The 26,680-nt window shown below is 66.0% G+C and carries 26 protein-coding genes; 15 read left to right on the top strand and 11 right to left on the bottom strand.

Annotated elements, in window-relative coordinates:
• The first annotated feature begins 76 nt into the window (after positions 1 to 76).
• Positions 77 to 841, top strand: coding sequence for a hypothetical protein (locus ACQR1B_RS10710; RefSeq protein ID WP_434830966.1), 765 nt, complete (start codon positions 77 to 79; stop codon positions 839 to 841).
• 27 nt (positions 842 to 868) lie between these two features.
• Here the strand turns inward: ACQR1B_RS10710 and purB are convergent, their stop codons facing one another.
• Positions 869 to 2,176 (bottom strand): adenylosuccinate lyase, encoded by a 1,308-nt coding sequence (gene purB, locus ACQR1B_RS10705; protein ID WP_434830967.1) that lies wholly within the window; start codon positions 2,174 to 2,176, stop codon positions 869 to 871.
• Between the two features lie 283 nt (positions 2,177 to 2,459).
• Here purB and ACQR1B_RS10700 point away from each other — a divergent pair, with 283 nt between their 5' ends.
• Both ACQR1B_RS10700 and ACQR1B_RS10695 read left to right on the top strand, forming a co-directional pair.
• Complete coding sequence (locus tag ACQR1B_RS10700) at positions 2,460 to 2,633, top strand: hypothetical protein (protein WP_434830968.1); 174 nt, start codon at positions 2,460 to 2,462, stop codon at positions 2,631 to 2,633.
• Entirely contained in the window at positions 2,630 to 3,226 is a 597-nt protein-coding gene (locus ACQR1B_RS10695) for a TetR family transcriptional regulator (protein ID WP_434830969.1), read from the top strand. Before ACQR1B_RS10700 ends, ACQR1B_RS10695 begins: the two co-directional genes overlap by 4 nt.
• A gap of 203 nt (positions 3,227 to 3,429) precedes the next feature.
• On the opposite strand, the gene ACQR1B_RS10690 is transcribed toward ACQR1B_RS10695, so the two are convergent.
• The 3 genes from ACQR1B_RS10690 to ACQR1B_RS10680 form a co-directional block, all read right to left on the bottom strand.
• A complete protein-coding gene (locus ACQR1B_RS10690; protein ID WP_434830970.1) occupies positions 3,430 to 4,077 on the bottom strand; it encodes a response regulator in 648 nt (215 codons plus the stop codon).
• Between the two features lie 7 nt (positions 4,078 to 4,084).
• Positions 4,085 to 5,443 (bottom strand): histidine kinase, encoded by a 1,359-nt coding sequence (locus ACQR1B_RS10685; protein WP_434830971.1) that lies wholly within the window; start codon positions 5,441 to 5,443, stop codon positions 4,085 to 4,087.
• 128 nt (positions 5,444 to 5,571) lie between these two features.
• Complete coding sequence (locus ACQR1B_RS10680) at positions 5,572 to 6,459, bottom strand: helix-turn-helix domain-containing protein (protein WP_434830972.1); 888 nt, start codon at positions 6,457 to 6,459, stop codon at positions 5,572 to 5,574.
• A gap of 364 nt (positions 6,460 to 6,823) precedes the next feature.
• On the opposite strand from ACQR1B_RS10680, the gene ACQR1B_RS10675 reads away from it, so the two are divergent.
• The 5 genes from ACQR1B_RS10675 to ACQR1B_RS10655 all read left to right on the top strand — a co-directional run bounded on the left by ACQR1B_RS10675 (position 6,824) and on the right by ACQR1B_RS10655 (position 11,987).
• Entirely contained in the window at positions 6,824 to 8,464 is a 1,641-nt protein-coding gene (locus ACQR1B_RS10675; protein ID WP_434830973.1) for a flavin-containing monooxygenase, read from the top strand.
• A 58-nt stretch (positions 8,465 to 8,522) separates the two neighbouring features.
• Positions 8,523 to 9,716, top strand: coding sequence for a serine hydrolase domain-containing protein (locus ACQR1B_RS10670; protein WP_434830974.1), 1,194 nt, complete (start codon positions 8,523 to 8,525; stop codon positions 9,714 to 9,716).
• A 218-nt stretch (positions 9,717 to 9,934) separates the two neighbouring features.
• On the top strand, positions 9,935 to 10,714 hold the full coding sequence (locus ACQR1B_RS10665; protein ID WP_434830975.1) for a MotA/TolQ/ExbB proton channel family protein: 780 nt from the start codon (positions 9,935 to 9,937) through the stop codon (positions 10,712 to 10,714).
• Positions 10,711 to 11,382 carry a hypothetical protein gene (locus ACQR1B_RS10660; protein ID WP_434830976.1) on the top strand — a complete coding sequence of 224 codons (672 nt, stop codon included), beginning with the start codon at positions 10,711 to 10,713 and terminating at the stop codon, positions 11,380 to 11,382. The genes ACQR1B_RS10665 and ACQR1B_RS10660 overlap by 4 nt, the downstream gene beginning before the upstream one ends.
• Positions 11,379 to 11,987 carry a hypothetical protein gene (locus tag ACQR1B_RS10655; protein ID WP_434830977.1) on the top strand — a complete coding sequence of 203 codons (609 nt, stop codon included), beginning with the start codon at positions 11,379 to 11,381 and terminating at the stop codon, positions 11,985 to 11,987. Before ACQR1B_RS10660 ends, ACQR1B_RS10655 begins: the two co-directional genes overlap by 4 nt.
• A 72-nt stretch (positions 11,988 to 12,059) precedes the next feature.
• Here ACQR1B_RS10655 and ACQR1B_RS10650 read toward each other — a convergent pair whose 3' ends face one another.
• Positions 12,060 to 12,656, bottom strand: coding sequence for a TetR/AcrR family transcriptional regulator (locus ACQR1B_RS10650; RefSeq protein ID WP_434830978.1), 597 nt, complete (start codon positions 12,654 to 12,656; stop codon positions 12,060 to 12,062).
• A gap of 92 nt (positions 12,657 to 12,748) precedes the next feature.
• On the opposite strand from ACQR1B_RS10650, the gene ACQR1B_RS10645 reads away from it, so the two are divergent.
• Together ACQR1B_RS10645 and ACQR1B_RS10640 are read left to right on the top strand one after the other, a co-directional pair.
• Entirely contained in the window at positions 12,749 to 13,702 is a 954-nt protein-coding gene (locus tag ACQR1B_RS10645; protein WP_434830979.1) for an alpha/beta fold hydrolase, read from the top strand.
• A 233-nt stretch (positions 13,703 to 13,935) separates the two neighbouring features.
• On the top strand, positions 13,936 to 14,874 hold the full coding sequence (locus ACQR1B_RS10640; protein ID WP_434830980.1) for a S1/P1 nuclease: 939 nt from the start codon (positions 13,936 to 13,938) through the stop codon (positions 14,872 to 14,874).
• Positions 14,875 to 14,939: 65 nt separating this feature from the next.
• On the opposite strand, the gene ACQR1B_RS10635 is transcribed toward ACQR1B_RS10640, so the two are convergent.
• Entirely contained in the window at positions 14,940 to 15,434 is a 495-nt protein-coding gene (locus ACQR1B_RS10635; RefSeq protein WP_434871273.1) for a hypothetical protein, read from the bottom strand.
• Positions 15,352 to 16,689, bottom strand: coding sequence for a serine hydrolase (locus ACQR1B_RS10630; RefSeq protein ID WP_434830981.1), 1,338 nt, complete (start codon positions 16,687 to 16,689; stop codon positions 15,352 to 15,354). The genes ACQR1B_RS10635 and ACQR1B_RS10630 overlap by 83 nt, the downstream gene beginning before the upstream one ends.
• 416 nt (positions 16,690 to 17,105) lie before the next feature.
• Between ACQR1B_RS10630 and ACQR1B_RS10625 the strand changes: the two genes are divergently transcribed.
• The 4 genes from ACQR1B_RS10625 (at position 17,106) to ACQR1B_RS10610 (ending at position 22,052) form a co-directional block, all read left to right on the top strand.
• Positions 17,106 to 17,495: a hypothetical protein gene (locus ACQR1B_RS10625; RefSeq protein WP_434830982.1), complete on the top strand. Its 390-nt coding sequence runs from the start codon at positions 17,106 to 17,108 to the stop codon at positions 17,493 to 17,495.
• Positions 17,496 to 18,126: 631 nt separating this feature from the next.
• Positions 18,127 to 18,867: a metallophosphoesterase family protein gene (locus ACQR1B_RS10620; protein ID WP_434830983.1), complete on the top strand. Its 741-nt coding sequence runs from the start codon at positions 18,127 to 18,129 to the stop codon at positions 18,865 to 18,867.
• A 3-nt stretch (positions 18,868 to 18,870) separates the two neighbouring features.
• A complete protein-coding gene (locus ACQR1B_RS10615; protein WP_434830984.1) occupies positions 18,871 to 20,328 on the top strand; it encodes a serine/threonine protein kinase in 1,458 nt (485 codons plus the stop codon).
• A gap of 392 nt (positions 20,329 to 20,720) precedes the next feature.
• Positions 20,721 to 22,052 carry a dicarboxylate/amino acid:cation symporter gene (locus tag ACQR1B_RS10610; protein WP_434830985.1) on the top strand — a complete coding sequence of 444 codons (1,332 nt, stop codon included), beginning with the start codon at positions 20,721 to 20,723 and terminating at the stop codon, positions 22,050 to 22,052.
• 503 nt (positions 22,053 to 22,555) lie between these two features.
• On the opposite strand, the gene ACQR1B_RS10605 is transcribed toward ACQR1B_RS10610, so the two are convergent.
• From ACQR1B_RS10605 to rpe, 3 genes are read right to left on the bottom strand one after another with little or no spacing between them, the layout of a single operon-like run.
• Positions 22,556 to 23,386 (bottom strand): bifunctional allantoicase/(S)-ureidoglycine aminohydrolase, encoded by an 831-nt coding sequence (locus ACQR1B_RS10605; protein WP_434831207.1) that lies wholly within the window; start codon positions 23,384 to 23,386, stop codon positions 22,556 to 22,558.
• Positions 23,387 to 23,430: 44 nt separating this feature from the next.
• On the bottom strand, positions 23,431 to 23,916 hold the full coding sequence (locus ACQR1B_RS10600; protein WP_434830986.1) for an ureidoglycolate lyase: 486 nt from the start codon (positions 23,914 to 23,916) through the stop codon (positions 23,431 to 23,433).
• Between the two features lie 9 nt (positions 23,917 to 23,925).
• Complete coding sequence (gene rpe, locus ACQR1B_RS10595) at positions 23,926 to 24,627, bottom strand: ribulose-phosphate 3-epimerase (protein ID WP_434830987.1); 702 nt, start codon at positions 24,625 to 24,627, stop codon at positions 23,926 to 23,928.
• A 229-nt stretch (positions 24,628 to 24,856) separates the two neighbouring features.
• Between rpe and ACQR1B_RS10590 the strand changes: the two genes are divergently transcribed.
• Positions 24,857 to 25,624, top strand: coding sequence for an EF-hand domain-containing protein (locus tag ACQR1B_RS10590; protein WP_434830988.1), 768 nt, complete (start codon positions 24,857 to 24,859; stop codon positions 25,622 to 25,624).
• Positions 25,625 to 25,626: 2 nt separating this feature from the next.
• On the opposite strand, the gene ACQR1B_RS10585 is transcribed toward ACQR1B_RS10590, so the two are convergent.
• Positions 25,627 to 26,625 carry a P1 family peptidase gene (locus ACQR1B_RS10585; RefSeq protein WP_434830989.1) on the bottom strand — a complete coding sequence of 333 codons (999 nt, stop codon included), beginning with the start codon at positions 26,623 to 26,625 and terminating at the stop codon, positions 25,627 to 25,629.
• Positions 26,626 to 26,680 lie beyond the last annotated feature (55 nt).

Raw genomic sequence — 26,680 nt, 5'->3', positions numbered from 1 at the left:
GATGGTACGGGGCACGGGCTAGCGTTGGCGCAGGGACAGGGTAGGATGCAGGCTGAGGTTGCCTGCGAGGAGTGCCATGACCCGACGACGCCGGACCGGATGGATCGCACGCCTGGCGCTTGCCGCCGTCACGCTCGCTGGCGCCAGCGCCAGTGCCGCCGAGCGGACGATGTCCTGGGAGAGCGGCTGCCGTTTCACGCTCCGGTACGATCCGGCCAAGCACGACGAGACCCGGCTGCGCAACACCGTGCGTCTGCTGTTCGGCCCGTCCGATTTCGACTCGCCGGGCACGCTGCCGGCGTTCGAGCCGAAGGCGGTCGCGGCACTCGATCCCGACAGGATCGACCGCACCTGCAAGGCCACGCTCGACGCCGCCGCGCGGCTGGAGTTCATCGCGCTGCCCGGCGTCGATGACTACCGCCGCGCCAGGGTGGCGGAGTTGAAGGACAGCTGCGATTTCGACCTGGCGCAGACCCGAGGCTTCAAGACGCCCGCGGCGCTGCGCGACTATCAGCCCGCCGCTGCCTGCGCGCGCTTCGTCGACGCGATCGAGGGCAAGACCGACCTGCAGCAGATGTTTCGCCAGACCGTCGCGCAGGGCTGCGCCAACAACGCCAGTCCGAAGGCCTGCATCGCCCGCTACCTTGCCGAAGCGCAGAAGGCGGACGGGCCGGAGCGCATGCGGATCTACCTGGTCAATTTCGGCTGGACCAATTGCGCGGTGAACTACAACCTCCGCAACACCGGCGCCAACAAAATGGAACAGATGCGCAGCGCGCTCGAGGCCCAGTTCCGTAAGATGTTCAAGGTCAAGCAGGACAAGTGCGAGGAGGCGGACTGAAGCGACGTCCGCCCGCTCGGCGCGCGATCAGCTCTCCCCGAATACCCGCCGGAAGATCGTGTCGACGTGCTTGAGGTGGTAGCCGAGGTCGAACTGCTCGTCGATTTCGGCGTCAGTCAGATACTTCTTCACCTCGGCGTCGGCCTTGAGCAGCGTCTTGAAGTCGCCTTCGCCGCGCCAGACCGGCATCGCGTTGCGCTGGACCAGCTTGTAGGAATCCTCGCGGCTCGCGCCCTTCTGGGTCAGCGCGATCAAGAGGCGCTGCGAATGGACGAGGCCGCCGAGCTTGTCGAGGTTCTTCTGCATGTTGGCGGGATAGACCAGCAGCTTCTCGACCAGGCCGGCGAGGCGGACCAGTGCGAAGTCGAGCGTCACGGTCGCGTCCGGGCCGATCATGCGCTCGACCGAGGAGTGCGAGATGTCGCGCTCGTGCCAGAGCACGACGTTCTCCATCGCCGGCGTTACATAGGCGCGCACCATGCGGGCGAGGCCGGTGAGGTTTTCCGACAGCACCGGGTTGCGCTTGTGCGGCATCGCGGAGGAGCCCTTCTGGCCCTCCGAGAAGAACTCCTCGGCTTCCAGCACTTCCGTGCGCTGCAGATGGCGCACCTCGGTGGCGAGGCGCTCGACCGAGGAGGCGATGACGCCGAGCGTGGCAAAAAACATCGCGTGGCGGTCGCGCGGAATGACCTGGGTGGAGATCGGCTCGGGCGACAGGCCCATCGCCTTGGCGACGTACTCCTCCACGCGCGGATCGATCTGCGCGAAGGTGCCGACCGCGCCCGAAATGGCGCAGGTCGCGACCTCCTTGCGCGCGGCGACCAGCCGGTCGCGGGCGCGGGAGAACTCGGCATAGGCGTAGGCGAGCTTCAGGCCGAAGGTCACCGGCTCGGCATGGATGCCGTGCGAGCGGCCGATGGTCGGCGTCATCTTGTGCTCGAAGGCGCGCTTCTTGAGGGCGGCGAGAACCTTGTCGAGATCGGCCAGCAGCAGGTCGGCGGCGCGGGTCAGCTGGACGTTGAGGCAGGTGTCGAGCACGTCCGACGACGTCATGCCCTGGTGCACGAACCGCGCCTCCGGGCCGACGATCTCGGCGAGGTGGGTGAGGAAGGCGATGACGTCGTGCTTGGTCTCGCGCTCGATCTCGTCGATGCGGGCCACATTGAAGGTGGCGTCCTTCGCCTTGGCCCAGATCGTCTTGGCGGCGTCCTTGGGGATGACGCCGAGCTCGGCCAGTGCGTCCGCCGCATGCGCCTCGATCTCGAACCAGATCTTGAACCGGGTCTGCGGTTCCCAGATCGAGGCCATTTCGGGACGGGTATAGCGTGGGATCATCGACAGGCTCTCCGGGGCGGGAAGGGGGCGGAATCGGCGTTCGAGCCGCCGATTGCAGCGTTTACGCCGCGCTTTAGCAGAGCGGCCGGGGCGATACAAACGGCACGGCACTGGGATGCCGACACGTCGTCTTAGGTATTATAATACTATTTCTAGAAATTGTGCTGACAGATATTGAAATCTGTCATCGTGATGATGTATATGGAATGTGCCACCGTGATTATGACAAACCTCACTTCCCTGACCTTGGGTTCAGCGGTTTCAAAAGCGAAGGACCGCTTCGATGAAGATTGAAAAGCGATTGTTGCACTCACAATTTCAGGACTGGCTGAATGTCCGGGTTGCCCGCCACCTGGAGACCCAGGCCGCAAAGTTCGCCGCGGTTTCGTCCGCCGAGAGGGCCGAGCCGATCCAGATCAAAGCGCATCCGAGTGATGCCGATATGGTGCACGCATGAATGAGGCCGTGGTTCTGACATCCGAGCGCATCCTCGAAGTCACCGAGGACGTGTTGCGCCGTTATGGGCTCGCCAAAGCGACGGTCGTCGACGTCGCGAGAGCGCTCGATGTCAGCCACGGCTCCGTCTATCGTCACTTTCCGAGCAAGGCGTCGCTGCGCGAAGCCGTCGCGAACCGCTGGCTCGAGCGGGTCAGCGCGCCCTTGAAGCAGATCGCCGCCGAGCCGACGCCGGCCCCGGCGAAGCTGGAGCGCTGGCTGCGCGAGCTGTTCGGCGCCAAGCAGAAGCGCGTCTGCGACGATCCGGAGATGTTCGCGACCTATCTGACCCTGGCGCGCGAGGCGTGCTCGGTCGTCAAGGCGCACAAGCAGGACCTGATCGCCCAGGTCGAAGGCATCATCGCCGAGGGCGTCGCGCAGGGGGCGTTCGACGTCGCCGATCCGAAGACGGCGGCCGCCGCGATCTTCGACGCCACCCGCAGCTTCCATCATCCCGCCCACGCCGACGAGTGGGGCGAATGCACCTGCTCGGCCCGGGCCGACGCCGTGCTGACTCTGCTGCTGCGCGGCCTCGCGGCGCCGGGGCGGCGCTGAAGGCGCGGCGCTCGGCAAGCCGGAATGTGTCGTAGAAGTGGGCAAAGGCGCTGCCTTGCCCTTTCTTCATGCGAGATCGCAGTGGCGCCGTGCCCACCGTCTCGCCGTGGAATGTGCTGATCGATGGTGGGCACGGCGCGCACGATCTCGGTACAAACAGACATCGTGCCTGCGCCTTTGCCCACCCCACAGATCCGGCAGATCTACAGATCCGTCAGACCGCTGTTGACGGCGAGGCGCACCAGCTGGGCGTCGGTCTGCAATCCCGTCTTCGCCTTGACCAGATAATGATAGTTCTGGACCGTCTTGATGCTGAGATGCAGGTTCGCGGCGATCTGCTCGGTGGTCAGGCCCGAGGCGAACTGGCGCAGGATCTCGATCTCGCGCTCGCCGAGCCGGTCCAGCACGGACTGCATCGGGTCCAGGCTGTCCGCCGCCAGCGCATGCGCAACGTCGTCGCTGAGCGCGCGCTCGCCGCCGATGACCATGCGGATGGCGCGCACCAGCGCCGCCGGCTCGCTGCTCTTGGTGACGAAGCCGCTCGCGCCGGCCGCAAACGCGGCCTTCACCAGCGCCGCCTCGCCATGCATCGAGAACACGAGGATGCAGGCGCGGTTGTCGCGGGCGCGGATGTTGCGGATCGCCTCCAGCCCGCTCGCGCCCTTCATCGAGATGTCGAGCACGACGACATCCGGCGCATGCGCCTTGAAGGCCGCATAGGCCGCCGCGGCGCTGTCGGCTTCGGCGATGACGCGAAACCCGTCCTGGCTCTCCAGCACCCGCCGATAGCCCTGGCGCACCACGGGATGATCGTCGACCAGCAGAATCGAAACTCCTGTCGGTTCGGGCATTGGAGCCTCAGGCCGCCAGAGGAATCGTCGCGGAGACGCTGAGGCCGCGTGCGGCCGGAGCGATCGACAGCGAGCCGCCGACCGCGGCGATGCGCTCGCGGATGCCGGTTAGGCCGAAGCCGGTGGACTGCGCGAGCCCGGCCGCGTCGCCGCCGCCATCATCCTCGATCGAGATCAGCAGCGCGCCGTCGGGTCCCGAGCGGCGCTCGACGCGCAGCGACACCTCGCTCGCGTCGGTGTGGCGCAAGGCGTTGGTCAGGCATTCCTGTGCCATGCGATAGGCCGTCACCGCGACGGGCCCCTGGATGTCAGCGAGATCGCCGTGCAGGTCGAGCCGGATCGCGGGCCGCGCCGCGTGTTGATAGTTCTCCGTCAGCGCCACCAGGCCGGCGGCGAGGCCGAGCTCCTCGGTGAGCGGACGGCGCAAGCGGCTGAGCGTGCCGCGCAGGCACGCCATCAAATGGGAAACCGACTGCGTGATCATGCGCGCATCCTGCGCGACCTGATCGTTGCGGCCCGCGCCGGCGCTCTCGATCGTCGAGGCGAAGGCGAGGATCGCCGTCAGGTTCTGCCCGAACTCGTCGTGCAGCTCACGCGCCAGCGCGCGCCGCTCCTCGTCGCGAATGTCGAGCAGGCGTTCGGTCAGCGCCGTGCGCTGCTCGTTGGCCTGCGTCAGCCGGTCGCCGAGCTCGGACACGGCACGGCCGATCATCGCCAGCTCCATCGAACGGAAACGCGGCAGCGCCGGTCGGTGGTCGCCCTCGGCCATCCGCTGCAGCGCCCGGACGATGCTGCGCGCCGGCGCCAGCGCATGCGCGATCGCCAGCGACGCCAGCACGCCGATCGCGGCCGCCATCGCCAGCGCCACGCCAAAACTGTCCTGGATGCGCTGCCAGGCGAGCTGGATCGCGGCATCGGGATCGGCGATCGCGGACACGGTTCCTGCGGTCGTGGCGCGGGCGCTGATCGCCTGCGCCACCGCGGCGTGATCGCCGAGGATCGTTTCCACCAGGCTCGAGAACCAGCGCGGCGGCGCGGCGCCGAGGCCCTTGCTCTGGCCGCACAGCGGCCTTTCGAACGCCGCCTCGGGCTTGAACTGCACGCAGATGCCGGGCGCGATCAGCTTCATCGTTTCGGTCGTGCGCCAGTCCGGCACCGGCAGCAGATGGTCGCGCGTTCGGTTGCTGCGCATCAGCAACTCGCGCCAGTACAGCGCCTCCAGGGCCTGCGCGACCCGGTCGGCGGAGGCCGCGGTGGCGCGGTCGACGCTGCGATAGGCATCAACGGTGACCCAGACGGCTGCGGCTGCCAGACACAGCAGCACGATCAGCGCGAGGCGCGCGATCAGCTGGAGCACGAGACGCATGCGATCCTCCCGAAGGGTTTGCCGCAGCGTAGCGACGGGCCGGTGCGCCGCCAAGCGAATGCGCTGCAGCAAGCGAAAGATCGGGAAAAGTTCCCAATCGCCGCGAGGCGATGTCTACAGTCCAGGGTCTAGCTCGTGCACGTCTTGCGGAATTCGGCCGGGGTGATGTTGAGCTGCCGGCGGAAGATCCGGTTGAGATGGCTCTGGTCGGAGAACCCGCTGAGCAATGCGATCTCCTTCAGCGCCAGCCGGTCCTGGCGCAGGTGCTGGCAGGCACGCTCCACCTTGCGGTGCAGAACGTAGGCGTGTGGCCGCATGCCGTAGTGCGCATGGAACTTGCGCGCGAACTGCACCGGAGTGCAGTTGCAGATGTTGGCCAGCTCTTCGAGCGTGATGTTTCTGCAGATGTTCTGCTCGACGTAGTCTTCGATCATCCGGGCGTGTGCCGGCCTGAAGCGTCCCTGCGAACAGGGCATCTTGAAATGCACCGAGGCATATCTTCGCAGGATGTGGACGCTCGCCTGAAGCGCCAGCGCGTCGTAGCAAAGCCGGCCGCCCGGACCTCCTTCGGAAACCTCCTGCACCATTCGGTCACCGATCCAGGTCAGCACCGGATCTTCGACCTTGAGCAGGTCGTGGAGCTCGACGCCGTCGGCGTCGCGATCGAACGCATCGCTCGCAGTCTTCGCCATGAGGCTCGGCGAGATGTAGAAATGGCAGACCTCGAGGTTGCCATTCCAGCGCCAGTCCGAGGCTTCCGCGCGCGTCAGCAGCGTCGTGACGCCGCGGCCGACATGATTTTGCTTCCAGCCCCCGGTGACGCGGCGGTTCATCGATGTAGTGCCCTCGCGATAGACGACGACCAGGAAGTTGTCGGAGGGCGGCACCCAGATGTCGGACGGCGCATAGCGGAAGACACGGAGTCGAAAGTCAGCCTTTCCGACCGTCGCACTGTCCAGCATCAGATCGCCGGGAGCGTAGCGCGGCAGTTCCTCGACGGTGATCAGATGGCTCATCGCACGTGCCTCCCTCCCTGGATTGCCTGGCGCGGTTGATCCGCTGCTGCTTCTCATTGGCCGAACGACGACGGCCAGCATAGGCCGGTTTTGCTGTTTGCCAAGCGAGCTGTCTTCGACCTGCAACTGCCCAGGGGCCGGCGCAGTCTCGTTCAAGGAATCGTCCGTTTCGTTCAAGCCCCGGACACGGCCGGGTCCATAGCCTCGCGCTGCGTCCGAAGCGTGCGCATGGGATGACCGGTCTATCGCCGCGTCCCGTTCGATTGCGCTGTAGCGACGATAACGACGTCACGCGCCAGCGTCCGATGACACACGGGCGGGGAATGCTGCGTGCGCCCTGAAAAAAGAGCATGAGGAGGAACGAATGACGGAAGCCGCGCTCAGGTCCAACGGACATGACGGTGCGCATGTCGTGACGAAGCTGGACGCAGTCGTGGTGGGGGCCGGCGTTGCCGGGCTCTATCAGCTCTATCGTCTGCGCGGGCAGGGACTGAACGTCCGGGCGATCGACGCGGCGTCGAGCGTCGGCGGCACCTGGTATTGGAATCGCTACCCCGGCGCCCGGTTCGATTCCGAAGCCTACATCTATCAGTATTTGTTCTCCGAGGAGCTCTACAAAGGCTGGAGCTGGAGCGAGAAATTTCCCGGCCAGCCGGAGATCGAACGCTGGCTCAACTACGTCGCCGACCGGCTCGATCTGCGCAAGGACATCCAGTTCGGCACGATCGTCACCCGCGCGCAGTTCAACGACGCGACGCAGCGCTGGCTGATCACGACCGACAAGGGCGAAGTGATCGACACCCAATTCCTGGTCACCTGCTGCGGCATGCTGTCGGCCCCTTACGTGTCGTTTCCTGGCCAGGAGGCGTTCAAGGGAGAGGTGTTCCATACCGCGCGATGGCCGAAGCAGCCGGTCGACTTTGCCGGGAAGCGCGTCGGCGTCATCGGCAATGGCGCGACCGGCATCCAGGTCATCCAGACCATCGCCGGCGAGGTCGGTCATCTCAAGGTCTTCGTGCGCACGCCGCAATACATCATTCCCATGAAGAACCCAAGATACGAGGCCGCCGATGCGGAGGCCTACAAGTCCAAGTTCAAGCACCTCACGGAGCGCCTGCCGCACACCTTCACCGGGTTCGAATATGATTTCGAACATGCCTGGGCCGACCTGTCGCCGGAGCGGCGGCGGCAGGTGATCGAGGAATGCTGGGAGGACGGCTCCCTGAAGCTCTGGATCTCTTCGTTCGCCGAGCTGTTCTTCGACGAGGCGGTCAACGCGGAGATCTCCGACTTCGTCCGCGAAAAGATGCGCAAACGTCTCAAGGATCCGAAGCTGTGTGATCTTCTGATTCCCGAAAACTACGGCTTCGGGACCCACCGCGTCCCGCTCGAGCGGAATTTTCTCGAAGCCTTCCTTCGTCCCAATGTCGAGATCGTCAGCGTCAAGGCGAACCCGATCGAGTGCCTCACCGCGACGGGCATTCGGACCGCCGACGGGACCGTGCACGAATTCGACATGATCATCCTCGCGACCGGCTTCGACGCCGGCACGGGCGCGCTGACGCGCATCGACATCAGAGGCCGCGGCGGGCGATCGCTCAAGGAGGATTGGAGCCGGGACATTCGCACCACGATGGGCCTGCAGGTGCACGGCTATCCCAACCTGTTCACGACCGCGGTGCCGCTCGCGCCCTCGGCCGCTTTGTGCAACATGACCACCTGCCTGCAGCAGCAGGTCGAATGGATCGACGACTGCATCAAATACATGCGGTCGAAGAATCTGAAGGTGATCGAGCCGACCAAGGAAACGGAGGACGGCTGGGTCGCGCATCATGACGAGGTCGCGAATGCGACCCTGATCGCGAAAACGAACTCCTGGTATCTGGGTTCGAACATCGAAGGCAAGCCGCGACGCGTGCTGTCTTATTGCGGCGGCGTCGGCGTCTATCGCCAGAAATGCGACGAGGTCGCGGCCAGCGGCTACCAGGGTTTTGCGATGCACTGAGCGCCCGACCGGGCGCAACGCAGAGACGTCAATCAAGAACATGGACGGGAGGAAGATCATGAGCATGAATTTTGCTGCGGTGGCGCGGGCCGTTCTCGACGGGGTCGTCACATCCACGCCGCGCGTGCCGGGCGTGGTCGCGATGGTGACCGACCGCCATCGCAACATCTACGAGGGGGCGGCGGGACAACGCCGCCTCGATCGGCCGGAGCCGATGACGACCGACAGCATCTTCGCCATCTTCTCCACGACGAAGGCGATGACCGGCACGGCGGTGCTGCAGCTCGTCGAGGACGGCAAACTGGATCTGGATGCGCCGGCCAGGCGCTATGCGCCGGAGATCGGAAGCCTCCAGGTGATCGAGGGCTTCGACGGCGGGGGCGAGCCGATCCTGCGCGCGCCGAAGCGCGACATCACCACCCGCATGCTGATGACGCATACGGCGGGGCTGAGCTACGACTTCATCAATCACACCTACAATCGTTTGGCGCAGGAGAAGGGCCAGCCGAGCGTGATCACAGCGACCAAGGCCTGCCTGATGACGCCGCTGCTGTTCGATCCCGGCGAGCGGTGGGACTACGGGACCAACATGGATTGGGCCGGTCAGGTGGTCGAAGCGATCACCGGCCGGCGGCTCGGGGAGGTGTTGAAAACACGCCTCTTCGAACCGCTGGGCATCAAGGACATGTCCTTCGAGCTGACCGACGCGATGCGCGCACGGCTGGCCGGCATCCACGCGCGCAACGCCGACGGTTCGCTGACACCGATGGATTTCGAACTCCCTGCCGAGCCGGAGGTGCACATGGGCGGCCACGGCCTCTATGGCACGGTCGGCGACTACATGCGCTTCATTCGAATGTGGTTGAACGATGGCGTGGGCGAGTTTGGCCGCGTGCTGAAGGCCGAGACGGTGCGCATGGCGGAGAAGAACCATCTCGGCGACAACAAGGTGACGCCGTTGACCGGCGTCATTCCCGCGCTGTGCAACGACGCGGAGTTTTTCCCGGGCCAACCCAAATCGTGGGCGTTGAGCTTCATGATCAACGAGGAGCAGGCCCCGACGGGACGTCCGGCCGGTGCATTGGGCTGGGCGGGCCTCGCGAATTTGTTCTACTGGATCGACCGGCAGAACGGCTTCGGCGGCTTCTGGGCCACCCAGATCCTTCCCTTCGGCGATCCGACGTCGTTCGTCGGCTACATGAATCTCGAGACGGCCTTTTACCAGGGCCTCGACCAGCGCATGGCGGGCTGAGGACATACGACACGTCGACGGCCTGCTGTCCGGCTGTGGTATTCTCGGCGGCGCTCCATCCGGTGCGCTGCCGGGCAAATGCACTGCAACAAGACCATATCGGGAAACCTTCCCAAGGGTTTCGATGCAGATGTCTTTGGACGCGGTTTCGCCGCTCTGCTTAACTCCGATGTCACAGCGCTGAACGCCACGGGGCGCAGCCATCGGGGAGTTCGTGCATGAGCGTCGTCGGCAGTGTGGACCTGATGGAACCCGCGCCCGAGCGCGCCGAGCGCGGGCCGCTCCTGCTCTGGATGATCTTCACCGGCCTGACCGTGTTCGCCGCCGTGGTGCTGGCGCGCTACGGCTACTTCCATCTGATGGTGACGTCCGACCGCACCTACATTTCGAGCGTCGTCGCCGTGCTCTACGTCCTGACCTGCTGCCACTGCTTCTGGCGGACGCGGGCGATCGCGCGCGAGGCCGATGCCGCCAGGCGCTGCCGCGCCGTTCTGATCGGGCCGGACGCGGCGCGCGCGCTCGATGCCGACGCGCAGCTCTTGCCCGCGGGGCTGGTCACCAATCACATCCGCAGCCTCGTCACCAAGGCCGCGACTCAAGGGCAGGGGCGCCTCGACCAGACGCTGCTGCTGCGCACCCTGGCCGACCGGCTGCGCGGCTCCAACGGCTTCGGCAGCTTTGCGTCGGACACGCTGATGAAGCTCGGCCTGCTCGGCACCATCATCGGCTTCATCATCATGCTGGCGCCGATCGCGGGCCTCGACGTCAACGACAAGCTGGCGATGAAATCGTCGATGGGGCTGATGAGCGACGGCATGGCGGTCGCGATGTACACGACGCTCGCCGGCCTCGTCGGATCGATCCTGGTGCGCATCCAATACTACATGCTGGATGCCGCGACGGGCCGGGTGTTCTCGGATGCGGTCATGCTGACGGAAACGCGGGTGACGCCGCGGCTCGAGCGCGCGATGGACCGTGCGCCGGAGCAGGGCGCATGATGGACGATTTCGGGCTCTATCCGCGCGAGGAGCAGTTCGATCCGTTCAGCGTCATGCTGTTCAAGGCGCTGCAGATCGTCGCGTTCTTCTTCTTCATCGCGGTGCTCGCGATCTCGCCGGATGCCAAGGACGGCAAGGTCGACAGCAAGGCCGAATTCCTGATCACGATGGACTGGCCGGACAACCATCCCGACGATCTCGACCTGTTCGTGCAGGACCCCGTCGGCAACATCGCCTGGTACCGGCATCGCGAAGCGGGCTTCCTCACGCTCGATCGCGACGACCGCGGCGGCGCCAACGACTTCATCCTGGTCAACGGGCTGAAGATCCCGTCGCCGATCCGCGAGGAGATCGTCACCATCCGCGGCATCGTCGCCGGCGAATACACCGTGAACATCTCGCATTTCCAGAACGTCAGCGGCCAGCCGGTCGAGGCCAAGGTGAAGGTGCAGAAACTCAACCCGAATGCGCAAGTGATTTTCGACGACAAGGTCGTGCTCGATCATTCCGGCGACGAGAAGACGGCGCTGCGCTTCAAGCTCGATGCCGAGGGCAAGGTGGTCGACGTGCAGCGGCGGCCGAAATCGCTGCTGGAGACCTTCCGCAACGTCCGCGCCAACGGCGCCGATCTCGATCCCAAGACCGGCGTCAGGATGCTCAGGCCATGACGAGCCATCTGCAGACCGTGATCGTCACGCTGTCCGTGTGCTATGCGCTGATCGGCGCGCTGCTGCTGCTGGTGCTGGTCTATGCCAGGCTACCCTGGCAGGCCAAGGCGGCCGCGGTGGTCATCACCAGCGCGTTCTATGTCGGCAGCTTCGTCGGCGCCCGCTCGCTGCTCGGCTGGGCCAGCGTCGACCGGCTGCCGAAGAGCTTCAAGCTGCTGCAGACGCGGATCGTCGATCCGCATACGGTGGATGGCGATCCCGGCGCGGTCTATCTGTGGGTCGAGACGCTCGACGACGACAATCGTCCCAGCGGCGTGCCGCGCGCCTACCGCATTCCCTACAGCGACAAGCTGGCCGAGAAGGCGCAGCACGCGGCCGACCAGATCGCGGCCGGCCATCCGCAGGGCGGCCGCGCCGCCGATTTCGGCACCGGCGACGGCGGTGTCATCGACGCCGCGCGCGAATACATCCTGCCAAAGACCATCATCGAGACGGCGGGCGGTGATCCCTCCACCGGCGAGTTCAAGGCTGCGCAGAAGGCCGGCGACGGTGTCTCGTTCACCCCACTGCTGCCGCCGCGCATGCCGCCGAAGGACGAGCAGTGAGAGACGAGCAGTGACGAGGCCGGCGCGGGCACGGGCTACGCCGGCGCATATCGTGTGTGGCCGCACGCGATGTCAACGGGTGTTTCCGGGCCATTGCCTGAGCGCGATCTCAGCGACACGGAGGAGTTCCGCGCGGCTCGCGCCGCCGACGGACTGGACTGCCATTCCGTAGAGCACCACCGAGAGATAGCGCGCGAGATCCGACGGACTCGCATCGGGCGGCAGGTCGCCCTCTGCCTTTGCCCGTTTCAGGCGCCGGCGGATCGCCGCCTCACCTGCGATGCGATGCGAACTCATGTCGCGGCGGATCATGGCGGCGTCGTCGCTGCATGCCAGCGCGCCGTGCACGCCGAGGCAACCGACCGGATTTGCCTTGTTGCCGTGCAGCTCCGCCGCGCCCTCCAGGAGCAGTCGCGCGACCTCAAAGGCCGTCGGGGCCGCGAGCGCCCTGGTCCGATAGGCGCCTGCCTTGGCCTCGTAGCGCTCCAGCACCAGCCTGAACAAGGCCTCCTTGTTGCCGAAGGCGGCATAGAGGCTCGGCCGCGTGATGCCCAGCGTCTCGGTCAGGTCGGAGAGCGACGTGCCTTCGTACCCCTTTCGCCAGAACAGCGAGGTCGCCAGTTCGAGGGCCGTTTCAGTGTCGAATTCGCGCGGCCGTCCGATCGGCATGGAGAAGCTCCTCATCGATATTCAGCTTGACTCGGTCCCGCCATTCCGGCGACTAATATACCTATCGATATATAATTGCACGAGGGCCGAGCATGAGCGCTGTTAGCATATCCGTGGCCCGCAGGTGGGCATCCAGATTGGCCAGCGTCCTGGTGGGTTGCGTTGCAGCGCTGCTCGGCGCGGCGCCGGCTTTCGCCATCGAGCCGTTTCCGGTGCAATTCAAGACCCAGAGTATCACGGTGAACGGCGCCACGCTGCATGTCCGCGTCGGCGGCAAGGGGCCGGCGGTCGTGCTGCTGCATGGCTTCGCCGACACCGGCGACATGTGGGCGCCGCTCGGCAAGGCGCTCTACAAGGACCACACCGTCATCGTTCCCGACCTGCGCGGGATGGGGCTCTCGTCGCAGCCGAGCGGCGGCTACGACAAGAAGACTCAAGGCGTCGACATCGCCATGGTGATGGACAAGCTCAACGTCCAGAAGGCCGATCTGGTGACCCACGACATCGGCAACATGGTCGGCTACGCGCTCGCCGCGCAATATCCCGACCGCATCACCAAATGGGTCGTCATCGACGCGCCGCTGCCCGGCATCGGTCCGTGGGACGAGATCCTGAAGAGCCCGTTGCTGTGGCATTTCAATTTCCGCGGACCCGACGTCGACCGTCTCGTCAAGGGCCGCGAGCGCATTTATCTCGACCGCTTCTACAACGAGCTGTCGGCCGACCCGAAGAAGATCGACGAGGCCACGCGCAACCACTATGCCAAACTCTATGCGCGGCCGGGCAACATGCATTATGCCTTCGAGCAGTTCGCTGCGTTCGGCCAGGATGCCAAGGACAACAAGGTTTTCGCCGAGAAGAAGCTGCCGATGCCGATCCTCGCCCTCGGCGCCGAGAAATCGTTCGGTGATCAGCAGGCCGCGGTCATCCGCAACGTCGGCAGCAACGTCCAGGGCGGCATCATCACCGGCTCGGGACACTGGATCATGGAAGAACAGCCGGCGCAGACCGTGGACAAGGTCCGCAGCTTCATCGACGGCAAATGAGCTGCCGACGGCCGTGGTCCGATCCCACGGCATCTGAGTTCGATCTCGCTGCCGCGCGCGGCGAAGCGATCCAGCCGTGCCGGGGTGAGCTGTCCTGTGCCAGGCGTTCGTCGTGAGCGTCCACGACGATGAAATTGCCAATTCCGCCGCGTCGCGATAGGCTGTCGGCTCATACGACGTTCAAGTGCATTGCAGAATTTGTCGTACTTGCTCGATCGCGAGGGAGCATTGCCGTGCGGAAGCTGATGATTGCATTCGTCGTTGCGGTGCTGTGGCCGGCGGGGCAGGCGCTGGCGTGGTGGGACGAAGGCCACATGCAGATTGCCTATGTGGCCTACAAGAAGCTGACCCCCGCGGTGCGAGATCGGGCGGATGCCCTGCTGAAGCTCAACCCCGACTATGCCCGCTGGATCGCCGGAGCGCCCGAGGGTCAGGAGAAGCTCTACGCCTTCGTTCACGCGGCGACGTGGCCCGACGACATCAAGATGAAGCCAGACTATTACGACGATCAGGTGACCGACTCGACGGCGAAGCAGCTCGTGCCTTACGGCCACCTGAAGCACACCTATTGGCACTACAAGGACGCGCTGTTCTCGGCCGACGACACGCCGCTGCCGCGCCCTGACGCGGTCGATGCTGTGTCCCAGCTAAAGCTGATGATCGCCAAGCTGCCGGCCGGCACCGACGCCTCGGACAATCTGCGCTCGTACAGCCTCAGCTGGATGATCCATCTGGTCGGCGATCTGCACCAGCCGCTGCACGCCATCGCCCGCTATTCGGCCGCCTTGCCGGACAAAGGCGGCGACCGCGGTGGCAACGAACTGCAGGTCGTGGCAGCGAATGGCGAGACGCTGGCGCTCCACGCCTATTGGGACGGACTCTTCGGCGGCTATTCGACCGTGTTCGGCGCCATCTTTGATGCCGACCAGCGCGGCGGCCTGTCGTCTGTCATTGCCGACGCCGGCAAGGCGCAGATCATCGATCCCGCGACGTGGGCACAGGAGAGCTTCGATCTCGCCAAGTCCGTCGCCTACGCCGCGCCGGTGCGTACCGACAAGCAGCCGGCGGAGCTGACGCGCGAGTACGAGACCAACGCCCGCGATCTCGCCCGCAAGCAGGCCGCACTCGCGGCGGCGCGGCTGGCGAATTTGCTCGAGGTGGTGTTGCGCTAGGGCTGGAAAGGGGATGGCCGAAGACAACCGACTCAGGAGTTTGTGGCCGGTTTGATCGCCACGATTCAGGCCATGGCGGGCTCGGCTTCGATGCGCTCGGCAACGAACGTGCCGTTGGGCTGATGAAACACCAGTTCGTCGACCGCGCCGGTCGCGCCGCGGCGAAACTCCAGGCGGAATCCTTCGAGCTCGACGATGCTGAAGATGCTGCCCTGGTAGGGCCGAAGGTGATACAGCGGCTGAAGGTCGGACTTCAGCGTCAGCTCGCCGTCATCCTGCAGCGTGATGACATGTGTCGTTGCGCCGTGCTGCCAGCGGCCGGCGCAGGCGGCGCGAAAGGCCGGGTCCGTGCAGTCGCCGCCCGGCGCGCGCTGAAACACGATGTCGGCGACCAAAGGCTCGAACTGCGCCGAGAGGCTGGCGACGTTGCCGTCGCGGTCGGTGTGGAACGAGAGCGCCAGACGGTCGGGGTTCAAATCATAGGGCAGTTGCGGGGTCTCGAAGGTCTCGAAGTGGCGATGTTCGAGCGGGCCTTGGAAACTCCGGTAGGCCCAGTGCAGCGCGTCGTTCGCCGCCGTGATGGTGATCGGGCCGTAGCCCGGGGTGCTGATAGCTGCCGGCATAGTCCGGCAGCGGATGGGCCGGCGGGGCGTTGGACTTGCGCGCGGCCGTACGGGTCTGCTCGTCGGTTTCGGCCTGCGCCAGCGCCTTGCGCCGGAGATCGCGCAGTCGCTCGAGCCACGGCACGGGCTCCTTGCCGCAGACGCGGTCCACCACGCGGTTGATCAGGATGGCGGGAACGGGAGCGCCGGAGACGTTGCAGAACACCGCAACGCCAAGCTTCCTCTCGGGGATTAGCCGCATCAGCGTGCTCCAGCCGAGCCAGCCGCCGGAATGTCCGACCATCCGCTCGCCGCGATAGATGGTCGTGCCGAAGCCGAGCCCGTAATGGATATGCCCGAACTCGCGATCGGGCCCGGACGACAGCACGCGTGGGGCCTGCATCTCGTGGATCAGCGCTGCGTCGAGCAGCCGGCGGCCCGCGAATTCGCCTTCGGCGAGCAGGAATGTCATCCAGTTGGCGATTGCCGCGGCTGATGTGTTGATGCCGCCGGCGGCGGCCGCGTGAAGCGGCCAGAGCTTCGTCGGCCTCCGCTCGTCGCGATGGACGATATAGGGCGTGGCGGCATCGTCAGCCTTCGCCAGATCGTCGACGGTCATCGACACCGTCATCTGCAGCGGATCGGTGATACGGCTGCGGATGAAATCCTCCCAGCTCTGGCCGCTGATCCGCTCGGTGACGAGGCCGGCGACGTTGTAGCCGAGATTGCTGTATTGCCAGCTGGTACGGATGTCGCGGCTCGGCTCGATGTGGCGCATGGCGGCCAGCATCTCCGTGCGCGACAACCCGCCCGGCATCCAGATCCAGTCATGCCGGGGCAGGCCGCTGTGATGGGACAGCAGGTCACGGACCGTGACGCGCTCGGTTGCGACCGGATCATGCAGGCGGAATTCCGGAACGTAGTCGCGAACCGGCTTCGCCCAGTCGAGCCGGCCGTCGCCGACCAGCATCGCAAGGCCCGTGGCCGTGAATGTCTTGGTGATCGAGCAGATCGTGAACTGGGTCTGCGGTGTCGCCGGCAGGCCCGCTTCGGCGTCGCGCTGACCATAGGCCCTGAGAACAGCGGTCTCGCCATTCTGCACCATGGCGATGGTGACGGCCGGGACCTTCCACTCGTCCATCGCCTCTGCCGCGAGGGCGTCGAGTTCGGGAGTGATGGCGGCCAGATTCGATGCGGCGGCGGGGCTGTTCATCGGTGTTTCGGGAGGAGCCTGCGGCACGATGCTCGCGTTGCGTTACAGGGGTGATCAAATGGCCTTGATCAATCCGAGTTGATTGCTGTTCGAGACCGATGGCGAATGAAATTTTTCTACTACCGATTACAGCACATAGGACGGGATGCCGCAATCGAACGGTCCCACGATATTGCATCGCGCCTGCATGCCACCTGCGCGGGTGATAGCCGAGCGACGGTGCGAGCGCCGACATGCTGTGCCTCTTCAGCCCATCGCTGTTTGACGAGCCGCCGCCTGGTACGGCCATTCGGGCTGCAATGGATGAACCAGACGAGGAGCCCAAGCAACTCATAGCCAGAGGGGGCGAGCCTGCGTAGCTTGCGAGCATGTCAGGGGTAGAGGTGGCCTCCGACAGAGCAGCAGGGGGCAATCTCGTGTACATCATCGTGCTGATTGCCGTGGTCGGCATCGTGGTTCTGCAAATGGCCGGCGCGATTCCGATGGACGCCGTCGGTGGGGGGCTGGTGATCGCGTCCGCGACATTCGTCGCCGTTTTGGCCATCGCCGTCTACGAGGCATGGACGAACAAGCGGGGCGTGCTCGGCTGGATCGTGAACATCGTCGTCTCGTTTCTCGGTGCCTTCTTTGCCGCCCAGCTCGGCGGTCCGCTCGTGGCCATCCCGCTCCTGACAGTCGCGGGCGGGGACGGCAACTCGCTGGCGGCCGCCGGAGGCGGCGTAATGTTGGTCGCGCTCGCCCTCATGATGGTCGTCGCGATCGCGGGCTCAGTGGGGGCGCTGTGGCTCGTGAACCGGCGGCGATGAGGCTGCGGCTGCCTTCCAGCTCAGACTGGTTTCTGCGCCATCTCGACGCGATCGGCTCCCTCCAGCCCTCGACCTGCATTTTTCTATTTCCTTTTTTCAGAAATCATGCTTCAATGCCGTCATCCCGTCCCGAGCAGAGGGGCGTAGCGCGCGATCGTCACGACACGTGGGGCGGGGAGGCGATGGACGCTGGCTGGCGCTAGACGAGCGCTCGGCCTGCGGACATGAAGTCGTGTGGTCCTGACACCCCGATGCTGGTGTCAAGCTGCTCGGGTGATGATCCGGGCGGCGACGGTGGCCAGAAAGCCGGTGCACCGGGGAGAGCACGATATAAATGTTAAAACCGTCGCGCGGGGAATGCCGGATGTTCGGCTGAACCTGTGGTGACTGCCGCCTGCTTTTTTTCTGCAGGCGGGCCATGGGCGAGGCCAGCGCCCGGCATTCCCCGCGCCCCCTCGCTTTTCGAGGGCACAGCGATGGCAAAGCTCGGGCGTGATCCGCCGCGAGAACGCGATGTCGTGCCGCTCGCGCGGAGGCTCGCGGCAAAAACCCCTTGCTACGCCCCGTCCAGTTTGATGTTGCTCAACTTCCGTGCGACGCCCACTTGTACGGTGGAACCGGGAGGGTACGCGTGCTGCTGGCGATTTTCACCGATATCCATGCCAATCGGCAGGCCTTTGCGGCCTGCCTGGAGGCGGCGCGCGCCCGGGGGGCCGAGCGCCTGATCTGCCTCGGAGACATCGTTGGTTATGGCGCCGATCCGGAATGGTCGGTCGACACCGTCATGGAGATCGTTGCCAATGGCGGCCTCGCCGTGCGCGGCAACCACGACAATGCCGTCTCGACCCTGAGCGAGAGCATGAATGCCGAGGCGCAGGCGGCGATGGAGTGGACGCGGGGGCGGCTCAGCGCCAAGCAGCGCCGCTTTCTCGACGAGCTGCCGATGAGCGTCGGCGATGAGGACCGGCTGTTCGTGCATTCGGAGGCATCGAGCCCGCCGCGCTGGCGCTATGTGCAGAGCTCCGCCGACGCCGCGCGCAGCATGATCGCGACGGAAGCGCAGGTGACGTTCTGCGGTCACATCCACCGGCCGGCGCTGTATTCGATGTCGGCGACCGCCAAGATGACGAGCTTCACGCCCACCGCCAACATGCCCGTTCAGCTGTTGCGCGGCCGGCAGTGGCTCGCCGTGGTCGGCTCGGTCGGCCAGCCGCGCGACGGCGATCCGGCCGCCTGCTTCGTGACCTTCGACACGCGCACGCGCGAGATCACGTATTGTCGTGTGCCCTATGACGTCGACACCGCGGCGCAGCGCATCCGTGACAACGGCCTGCCGCCCTGGCTGGCGCAGCGGCTCTCGATGGGGCGCTAGAGCATGGCGAGATCGAAGCTTCGGCCGGGCGTGGTCATCGACGGTTTCACGGTCGGCGAATGCGTGCATTCCGGCGGCATGGCGACGTTGTGGAGCGTCACGCGTCCCGACATCGACCGGCCCGTCCTGATGAAAGTGCCGCGCGTCTCGGAGGGCGAGGACCCCGCGGCGATCGTCAGTTTCGAGATGGAGCAGATGATCCTGCCGAAGCTGTCGGGGCCGCACGCGCCGGCCTGTTTCGGCACCGGCGATTTCGCCACCCAGGCCTATGTGGTGATCGAGCAGATTCCGGGCGAGACGCTGTACAAGCGGCTGCCGGAGCTGCCGCTGGAGTATGAGGAGGCGCGCGTGCTGGTCGCGAAGATCGCGACCGCGCTGGCCGACATTCATCGGCAGCACGTCATCCACCACGACATCAAGCCGTCGAGCATCATGTTCCGTCCCTCGGGGGAGGCGGTGCTGATCGACTACGGCCTGTCCTGCCACAAGCATCTGCCGGATCTGCTGCAGGAGGAATTTCGCCTGCCTTACGGCACCGCGCCCTATATGGCGCCCGAGCGCATGATGGGCACGCGCAGCGACCCGCGCAGCGACATCTTTTCGCTCGGCGTGCTGCTGTATTTTTTCACCACCGGCGTGCGGCCGTTCGGCGAGACCGAAACCCTGCGCGGCATGCGCCGGCGGCTGTGGCGCGATTCCTATCCGCCGCGGCAATTGAAGCCGGACTATCCGCCGTGGCTGCAGGAGATCGTGCTGCGCTGCCTGGAGATCGAACCGGTGTGGCGCTATCCGACCGCGTCGCAGCTCGCCTTCGATCTCGGCCATCCCGACCAGGTCAAGCTCACGGCGCGCGCGGAGAAGGTCAAGCGCGATCCGATCACGACGGTGTGGCGCCGCCGCTTCAACCGCGGCCTGGTACAGCCGGAACAGAAATCATCCGACGTCGCGGTGCAGATTGCCTCCAGCCCGATCGTGGCGGTCGCGATTGATACGTCCGAGGGCGGCGAGGAGCTCAACGGCGCGCTGCGCGTCACCGCGCAGCGCATCCTCGCCACGCTGCCGTCGGCGCGCCTCGCCTGCGTCAATGTCCTGAAGCTCGGCCGTCTCACCATCGACCGCACGCTGGATGAGGAGGGCAACAACAAGCACATCGACCGCATGGTCGCGTTGAAGCACTGGGCGACACCGCTCAAGCTCGATGCCAGCCGGCTGACGGTGCATGTGCTCGAAGCGGTCGATCCGGCTGCGGCTCTCGTCGAATTCGCCGAGGTCAACCAGGTCGACCACATCATCATCGGCGCCCGCCGCGACTCGGTGCTGCGCTCGCTGCTCGGCAGCGTCTCGGCCAAAGTCGCAGCGGAGGCCAGTTGCACGGTCACCGTAGTCCGGACCCGCGCGGCCGCGCGGCAGGCGAGCGACGAAGACGACGGTGTGCCAACCAAGGCGGTGTCAGGAGGATGAAGCTGCCGCGTTGCCCTTGGTCTCGTAGGGTGGGCAAAGCGCCGCCGCAGGCGGCAGCGTGCCCACCGTCGCACGGCGAACTCATCAGCAGGATGGTGGGCACGGCGCGCACGATTGCGGTACAAACCGATATCTCGCCATGCGCCTTTGCCCACCCTACGCCGGTGTCATGCGTGGCCGCCCGCGCAAGCCGTGGCAACTCTCAGCGCTCCCGAGGCGCAATGTGAGGAGCAACACACCTCATTGCTTCACCTTTCAAGCATGACGATCGAAACAGCAGCACAGGCCTCATTTTGAGGCGCGACTGCGGTTGCCTTTCAAGCATTCCGCCGCCACAGTGACATTATGACGCGCGCGGGCGCGTCAGTTTCGTTTGACGAGGGGAACGTGCGATGGCGGCAACGGATGTGAGCATGGCGGGAACGGCCGCGCCGAAGGGCCGCCTGTTCGGCTCGCTGTTCTTTCAGGTCGTGGCCGCGCTGGTGATAGGCATCCTGATCGGCGTGCTGGCGCCGGAGACCGCGCAGGGCCTGAAATTCTTCAGCGACGCTTTCCTGCGCCTGATCGCCATGGTGGTGGCGCCGATCGTGTTCTGCGTCGTCGTGCATGGCATCGCCAGCGCCGGCGACCTCAGGAAGGTCGGCCGCGTCGGCGTCAAGTCGCTGGTCTATTTCGAGGGCATGACCACGATCGCGCTGGCCTTTGGCCTTGTGCTGGCGCTGCTATTCGGCCCCGGCCACGGCATGAACATCGACGTGTCCAAGCTGGACGCCAAGCAGCTCGCGAGCTTCGCCGACAACGCCCACAAGCTGCAGGGCGGCGGCTTCGGCGGCTTCATCCTCAACATCATTCCGCCGACCGCGTTCGATGCTTTCGCCCGCAACGACGTGCTGCAGGTGCTGTTCTTCGCGGTGATCTTCGGCGTGAGCCTGGCGCTGGTCGGCGAGCCCGGCAAGCCCGTGGTCAACCTGATCGATGCCGTCGCCAAGGTGCTGTTCAAGGCGATGGGCCTGATCGTGCGGGTGGCGCCGCTCGGCGTGCTCGGTGCCATCGGCTTCACCGTCGGCAAATACGGCGTCGGCTCGCTCAAGCAATTGCTGGCGCTGGTCGTGCTGTTCTACGTCTCGGTCGCGCTGTTCGTGGTCATCGCGCTCGGTCTGGTCATGCGTATCGCCGGCCTCAGCCTGTTCAAGTTCCTGCGCTACCTGAAGGAGGAGCTGCTGATCGTGCTGGCGACGGCGTCGTCCGACTCCGTGCTGCCGCAGATCATGCGCAAGCTCGAGGCGATGGGTGTCAAGCAGGAGGTCGTCGGCCTCGTCATCCCGACCGGCTACTCGTTCAACCTCGATGCGTTCTCGATCTATCTGACGCTCGCCGTGGTGTTCATCGCCCAGGCCACCAACACGCCGCTGTCGGTGAGCGACCTGCTGCTGGTGCTCGGCGTGTCACTGATCACGTCGAAGGGCGCGCATGGTGTGCCGGGCTCGGCGATCGTCATCCTGGCGGCCACGCTCGGCGCGGTGCCGGCAATTCCTGCGATCGGCCTCGTTCTCGTGTTGTCGGTGGACTGGTTCGTCGGCATCGCGCGCGCCGTCGGCAATCTGATCGGCAACTGCGTCGCCACCGTCGTGGTTGCCGCGTGGGAGAACGACCTCGACCACGCCAAAGCAAAGGCCGTGCTCGACCGCGGTACGGCCGAGGAGGTGGAGTATCAGGGGGCGTGATAGGATCCATTGGAGAACGCATGACAAAGCTGGGCGCACAGCGAAGACCCTGGCCCGGACCGTTTCCGCCTGCGCTGGCATCCGGCCTTAAGGTGAGGGAGGGGAACCTTGTTGTTCGACCAAGGCCGGATACTCATGTTGGTCGCGCTGTGTGCGAGTGCGCCTGCGAGGTCGCAGGAGCAGTGCCCGGAACTGACGCAGCTTCAAGCGGAAGCCGGCGCGGCTTGGACCAGGATCACGGAGCTGTCAGGGCCGGACCGTTGCCATGCATACGTTCGGTTCTCGGCCGCGTGGGCGGACATCGAGCGCTACGCGCGCAAGCACCGCGAGTCGTGCGGCGTTTCAACGACGTTGCTGGCCGACATCGCGCAGCGCCATCGCGACGCGGTCGAGCAGCGCGTCAAGGCATGCGGGGGCCTGCGAGAATCGGCAGGGCCCAAACGCCAACGAAATCTCTTCCCACCGGAGGTTCGTCCGCGATGGTAGGAAGAGTTTCGCTCACCTCACCGGAACGGCCGCAGCTTCATGTGACGGTTGGCGTCCTTGTAGAGCAGATAGCGGAAGCGGCCGGGGCCGCCGGCGTAGCAGGCCTGCGGGCAGAACGAACGCAGCCACATGAAGTCGCCGGCCTCGACCTCGACCCAGTCGCGGTTGAGCTTGTAGACCGCCTTGCCTTCGAGCACGTAGAGCCCGTGCTCCATCACATGCGTCTCCAGGAACGGGATCACCGCGCCGGGCTCGAAGGTCACGACGTTGACGTGCATGTCGTAGCGGACGTCGAGCGGATCGACGAAGCGCGTGGTCGCCCAGCGGCTCTCGGTGCCGGGCATCCCGACGGGCGCGATCGTCGCCTCGTTGGTGACGAAGGCCTCTGGGATCGGGATGCCGGGAACGGCTTCGTAAGCCTTGCGAATCCAGTGGAAGGTGGCGGGCGCCGCACCGTCGTTCGTCAGCGTCCATTTGCAGCCCGGCGGGAGGAAGGCGTAGCCGCCGTTGCCCAGGCGATGCGAGGTGCCGGCAAGGGTCAGCGCGATCTCGCCGCCGACGACGAACAGCACGCCCTCGGCGTCCGGGTCGGGCTCGGGCTGGGTGCTGCCGCCGCCCGGCGAGACCTCGACGATGTATTGCGAGAACGTCTCGGCAAAGCCCGACAGGGGACGCGCGATCACCCAGGTCCGCGTCTTGTCCCAGAACGGCAGCGCCGAGGTCACGATGTCGCGCATCACGCCCTTGGGGATGACGGCATAGGCCTCGGTGAACACGGCGCGCCCAGTGAGAAGATCGGTCTGCGGCGGGTGGCCGCCCTGCGGCACGAAGTAGTTCGGCTTGTCCATCATCGTCTCTCCTGCGCGCAATCGTCATCGCCGCGCGCCACCATTCAGGGGATGCTCAGATACAGCGGCTCGTCCAGCCACAGCTCCTCGAGATTGTCGGGGCTCATGCGGTCGACGACCATGAAGCGCGAGGCCTCGTCGAACACCAGCAGCGGATGGTGCCAGACGTTGCGGGCGTAGTTCACGCCCTGGCGTCCGCTCGCATGGAAGGCGTGATAGCTGGCCGGTTCGCGCGGGTCGTCGCACACCACGACCAGCCAGGGCCGGTCCTGCAGCGGCATGAACAGCTGGCTGCCGAGCGGATGCCGCTCCATCAGCCTGATCTCGATCGGCATCGGCCGCGGTTTCGCGTCGAACAGGCTGACATTGACATCGACGCCGCCCGAGGTCACGTCGATGGCAGCGAGGCCGTTGCAGCGGCGGGCGAAGCCCTGGTTGATCTCGACCGGCAGCGCGCCGTCGGTCTCGACGACGTCGCCGAAAGCAGCGAAGGCCGCTTTCGTCAGCGGCTGCGGCGTGAGCGTGCGCATTCGCGCGCCTCAGATCGCTTCGCCGCGCGCCGACGCCGCCTTGCTGCGGATCGCCGATATGTTGGTGCGATAGGCCTCCAGCGTACCGCCCTTGAACACGGCCGAGCCTGCAACGAAGGCATTGACTCCGGCCGCAGCCAGAGGGCCGGCGACATCGGGTCCGACGCCGCCGTCGACCTCGATGTCGATCGGGCGGCCCGCGGTCATCGCGCGCAGATCCTGGATCTTGCCGATCGCCGAGGGGATGAAGGCCTGGCCGCCGAAGCCGGGATTGACCGACATGATCAGCACGAGGTCGACCAGGTCGAGCACGTATTCGATGACGTTGAGGGGCGTCGACGGATTGAGCGAGACCCCGGCCTTCTTGCCGAGTGCGCGGATCGCCTGCAGCGACCGATGCAGATGCGGGCCGGCCTCGGCGTGAACGGTAATATGGTCGCAGCCGGCCTTGGCGAACGCTTCGAGATAGGGATCGCACGGCGTGATCATCAGATGCGCGTCGAAGATCTTGGTCGTGTGCGGGCGGAGCGCCTTGATGACATCCGGCCCGTAGGAAATGTTCGGCACGAAATGGCCGTCCATCACGTCGAGATGGATCCAGTCGGCGCCGGCGGCGTCGACGGCACGGACCTCTTCGCCGAGCTTGGAGAAATCCGACGCCAGGATCGATGGCGCAATGACGAGCGGACGCGGCGTGAAGGACTGGGTCATGGGCGGCTGTTCCAGTGCGAGCGGGGATGTCGCCGTATCATGCAGGCGCGGTTGCGGCAACGCGAGCGGGAAAAATCTGCCGGGCGCGGCATGAAGTGCCGGGTTCCCGCGCCGGCAACATCGCGAAATATTGGGACATATCAGCGATTTGGCCCTGGCACGGGGATTGCGATGGAAAGCTTCGACATTGTTTCGCCGCGCGTTGCGGCCACCACCTCGGAGTTTCGCCATGTGGTTTGCATTGGGGGCCGCCTCGTCGGCCCTGGAAGCCCTGCAGTCGCTTGGATCCACGAAGTCCGGTTCCGGCAAGGCCGGCAATTCCGGCGGCGGCTTGTTCAGCCTGGGCAGCAGCGGTTCGAGCAGCTCGGGCAATTTCAGCCCCTGGTCGAGCTCCGGCACCAGCGGATCGGGGCAGATCGCGCCGGAGACGATGAGCGCGCTGCTCGCGGCGCAGAGCCAGTCGGGCACGTCGACCAGCGCGAACGCCTCGACCAATCCGCTGCAGGACCTGTTCTCGCAGATCGACGGCGATGGCAACGGCAAGATCACCAAGTCCGAATTCGAGACGGCGCTCGGCGCCGGCGGCACCAACCTCGCCAATGCCGACAAGGTGTTCGGCAAGCTCGACGGCAACAGTGACGGCAATGTCAGCCTGGACGAACTGTCATCGGCATTGCAGGGGGCGCGCGGCCGTCGCGGCCATCACCATCATCAGGAAGCAGGCGGAAGCAACGGCTCGGGCAACTCATCAGGCGCAGGGGCAGACGCGCTGATGCAGGCGCTGTCGGGCGCGTCGAGCTCTTCGTCGACCAACAGCGACGGCTCGACGACGACCACGATCACCTATGCCGACGGCTCCAAGATGACCCTGTTCACGCCGGCGGCCACCACGGCGTCGAACGCGGCGGCCTCGTCCTACAATCTGATCGAGAAGCTGATGCAGCATCAGCCGAAGTTGCCGCAATCGAACTCGCCCACGACCGCCGTGAGCGCGTAAGCTCAACCGCCGAAACGGTCCTGCCAGGACGGCAGGGCGCCTTCGAACGGCAGCCGTCGCGCATGATAGACGCCGCGGGCGATCGCGCGGGCCAGCACGTTGGCAGCAACCATCCCGAGTTCGCTGAGTTCGACCAGCGGCTCGATCGGCTTGGCGCAGGTCGCGGCCGCGAACACGATGTCGCCGTCGAGCGGCAGATGTACCGGGTAGATCGCGCGCGCCATGCCGGTCTGCGCCATCATGGCGAGCCGCTTGGCCTGCGCCTTGGTGAGGATGGCATCGGTCACGACCAGGGTGATCGTCGTGTTCTCCGAGCTCGACGCGGCCGGCCCGCCCTTGATGCGCATCGCCAGCATGTCCGGCGTGAACGCGGGCGGCAGGCCGCGGCCGCCGAACTCCCCGTCCAACTCGTAGGGTGCGGCCCAGAACCAGGGTCCTTCGCCGACGGTGACGCTGCCGACCGCATTCACCACCGCGATCGCCGCGACCTTGATGCCGCCCGGTGTCGTCGCCGCGGCCGAGCCCAGCCCGCCCTGCAGGTTGGCCGTGGTGGCGCCGAGCCCGGCGCCGACGCTGCCGAGCGCGAACGTGGTCCCGGCCGCGGCGGCCGCCGCATAGCCGAGCTCGCGATAGGGCGCATAGCGGCCCCAGGCCTTGTTGCCGCCGTTCAGGAGGTCGAACACGATCGCACCGGGCACGATCGGGATCAGGGCGTCGCGGACGGCGAAGCCGCGGCCTTGCTCCGCCAGCCACGCCTGGATACCGGTGGCGGCCTCCAGGCCGAACGCCGAGCCGCCTGACAGGGCGATGGCGTCGATCCGTTCCACCGTGTTGACGGGATCGAGCAGCGCATCCTCGCGCACACCGGGGCCACCGCCGCGGATGTCGATCGCCGCCACCGCCGGCTGATCGAACAGGATCGCGGTGACGCCGGAGGCGAGCGCCGCGTCATCGGCGTGGCCGACGCGCACGCCCGCGATATCGGTGAGGAGGTTTTGCAAGATCATGCTCGCGTGATGGTGACGTTGGCCGACGGATAGCCCAGCCGGGGCGCCG

This window comes from Bradyrhizobium oligotrophicum (assembly GCF_051168495.1).
GTDB classification, from domain to species: Bacteria; Pseudomonadota; Alphaproteobacteria; order Rhizobiales; family Xanthobacteraceae; genus Bradyrhizobium; species Bradyrhizobium oligotrophicum_A.
The sequence above is the reverse complement of the archived record's forward strand: the minus strand, read 5'-3'. Positions and strand labels throughout refer to the sequence as shown.

Excerpts from the sequence above, each read along its gene's own strand:
- ACQR1B_RS10710 (WP_434830966.1), top strand. The coding sequence starts at position 77 with ATGACCCGACGACGCCGGACCGGATGGATCGCACGCCTGGCGCTTGCC.
- purB (WP_434830967.1), bottom strand. The coding sequence starts at position 2,176 with ATGATCCCACGCTATACCCGTCCCGAAATGGCCTCGATCTGGGAACCG.
- ACQR1B_RS10700 (WP_434830968.1), top strand. The coding sequence starts at position 2,460 with ATGAAGATTGAAAAGCGATTGTTGCACTCACAATTTCAGGACTGGCTG.
- ACQR1B_RS10695 (WP_434830969.1), top strand. The coding sequence starts at position 2,630 with ATGAATGAGGCCGTGGTTCTGACATCCGAGCGCATCCTCGAAGTCACC.
- ACQR1B_RS10690 (WP_434830970.1), bottom strand. The coding sequence starts at position 4,077 with ATGCCCGAACCGACAGGAGTTTCGATTCTGCTGGTCGACGATCATCCC.
- ACQR1B_RS10685 (WP_434830971.1), bottom strand. The coding sequence starts at position 5,443 with ATGCGTCTCGTGCTCCAGCTGATCGCGCGCCTCGCGCTGATCGTGCTG.
- ACQR1B_RS10680 (WP_434830972.1), bottom strand. The coding sequence starts at position 6,459 with ATGAGCCATCTGATCACCGTCGAGGAACTGCCGCGCTACGCTCCCGGC.
- ACQR1B_RS10675 (WP_434830973.1), top strand. The coding sequence starts at position 6,824 with ATGACGGAAGCCGCGCTCAGGTCCAACGGACATGACGGTGCGCATGTC.
- ACQR1B_RS10670 (WP_434830974.1), top strand. The coding sequence starts at position 8,523 with ATGAGCATGAATTTTGCTGCGGTGGCGCGGGCCGTTCTCGACGGGGTC.
- ACQR1B_RS10665 (WP_434830975.1), top strand. The coding sequence starts at position 9,935 with ATGAGCGTCGTCGGCAGTGTGGACCTGATGGAACCCGCGCCCGAGCGC.
- ACQR1B_RS10660 (WP_434830976.1), top strand. The coding sequence starts at position 10,711 with ATGATGGACGATTTCGGGCTCTATCCGCGCGAGGAGCAGTTCGATCCG.
- ACQR1B_RS10655 (WP_434830977.1), top strand. The coding sequence starts at position 11,379 with ATGACGAGCCATCTGCAGACCGTGATCGTCACGCTGTCCGTGTGCTAT.
- ACQR1B_RS10650 (WP_434830978.1), bottom strand. The coding sequence starts at position 12,656 with ATGCCGATCGGACGGCCGCGCGAATTCGACACTGAAACGGCCCTCGAA.
- ACQR1B_RS10645 (WP_434830979.1), top strand. The coding sequence starts at position 12,749 with ATGAGCGCTGTTAGCATATCCGTGGCCCGCAGGTGGGCATCCAGATTG.
- ACQR1B_RS10630 (WP_434830981.1), bottom strand. The coding sequence starts at position 16,689 with ATGAACAGCCCCGCCGCCGCATCGAATCTGGCCGCCATCACTCCCGAA.
- ACQR1B_RS10615 (WP_434830984.1), top strand. The coding sequence starts at position 18,871 with ATGGCGAGATCGAAGCTTCGGCCGGGCGTGGTCATCGACGGTTTCACG.
- ACQR1B_RS10610 (WP_434830985.1), top strand. The coding sequence starts at position 20,721 with ATGGCGGCAACGGATGTGAGCATGGCGGGAACGGCCGCGCCGAAGGGC.
- ACQR1B_RS10605 (WP_434831207.1), bottom strand. The coding sequence starts at position 23,386 with ATGGACAAGCCGAACTACTTCGTGCCGCAGGGCGGCCACCCGCCGCAG.
- ACQR1B_RS10600 (WP_434830986.1), bottom strand. The coding sequence starts at position 23,916 with ATGCGCACGCTCACGCCGCAGCCGCTGACGAAAGCGGCCTTCGCTGCT.
- rpe (WP_434830987.1), bottom strand. The coding sequence starts at position 24,627 with ATGACCCAGTCCTTCACGCCGCGTCCGCTCGTCATTGCGCCATCGATC.
- ACQR1B_RS10590 (WP_434830988.1), top strand. The coding sequence starts at position 24,857 with ATGTGGTTTGCATTGGGGGCCGCCTCGTCGGCCCTGGAAGCCCTGCAG.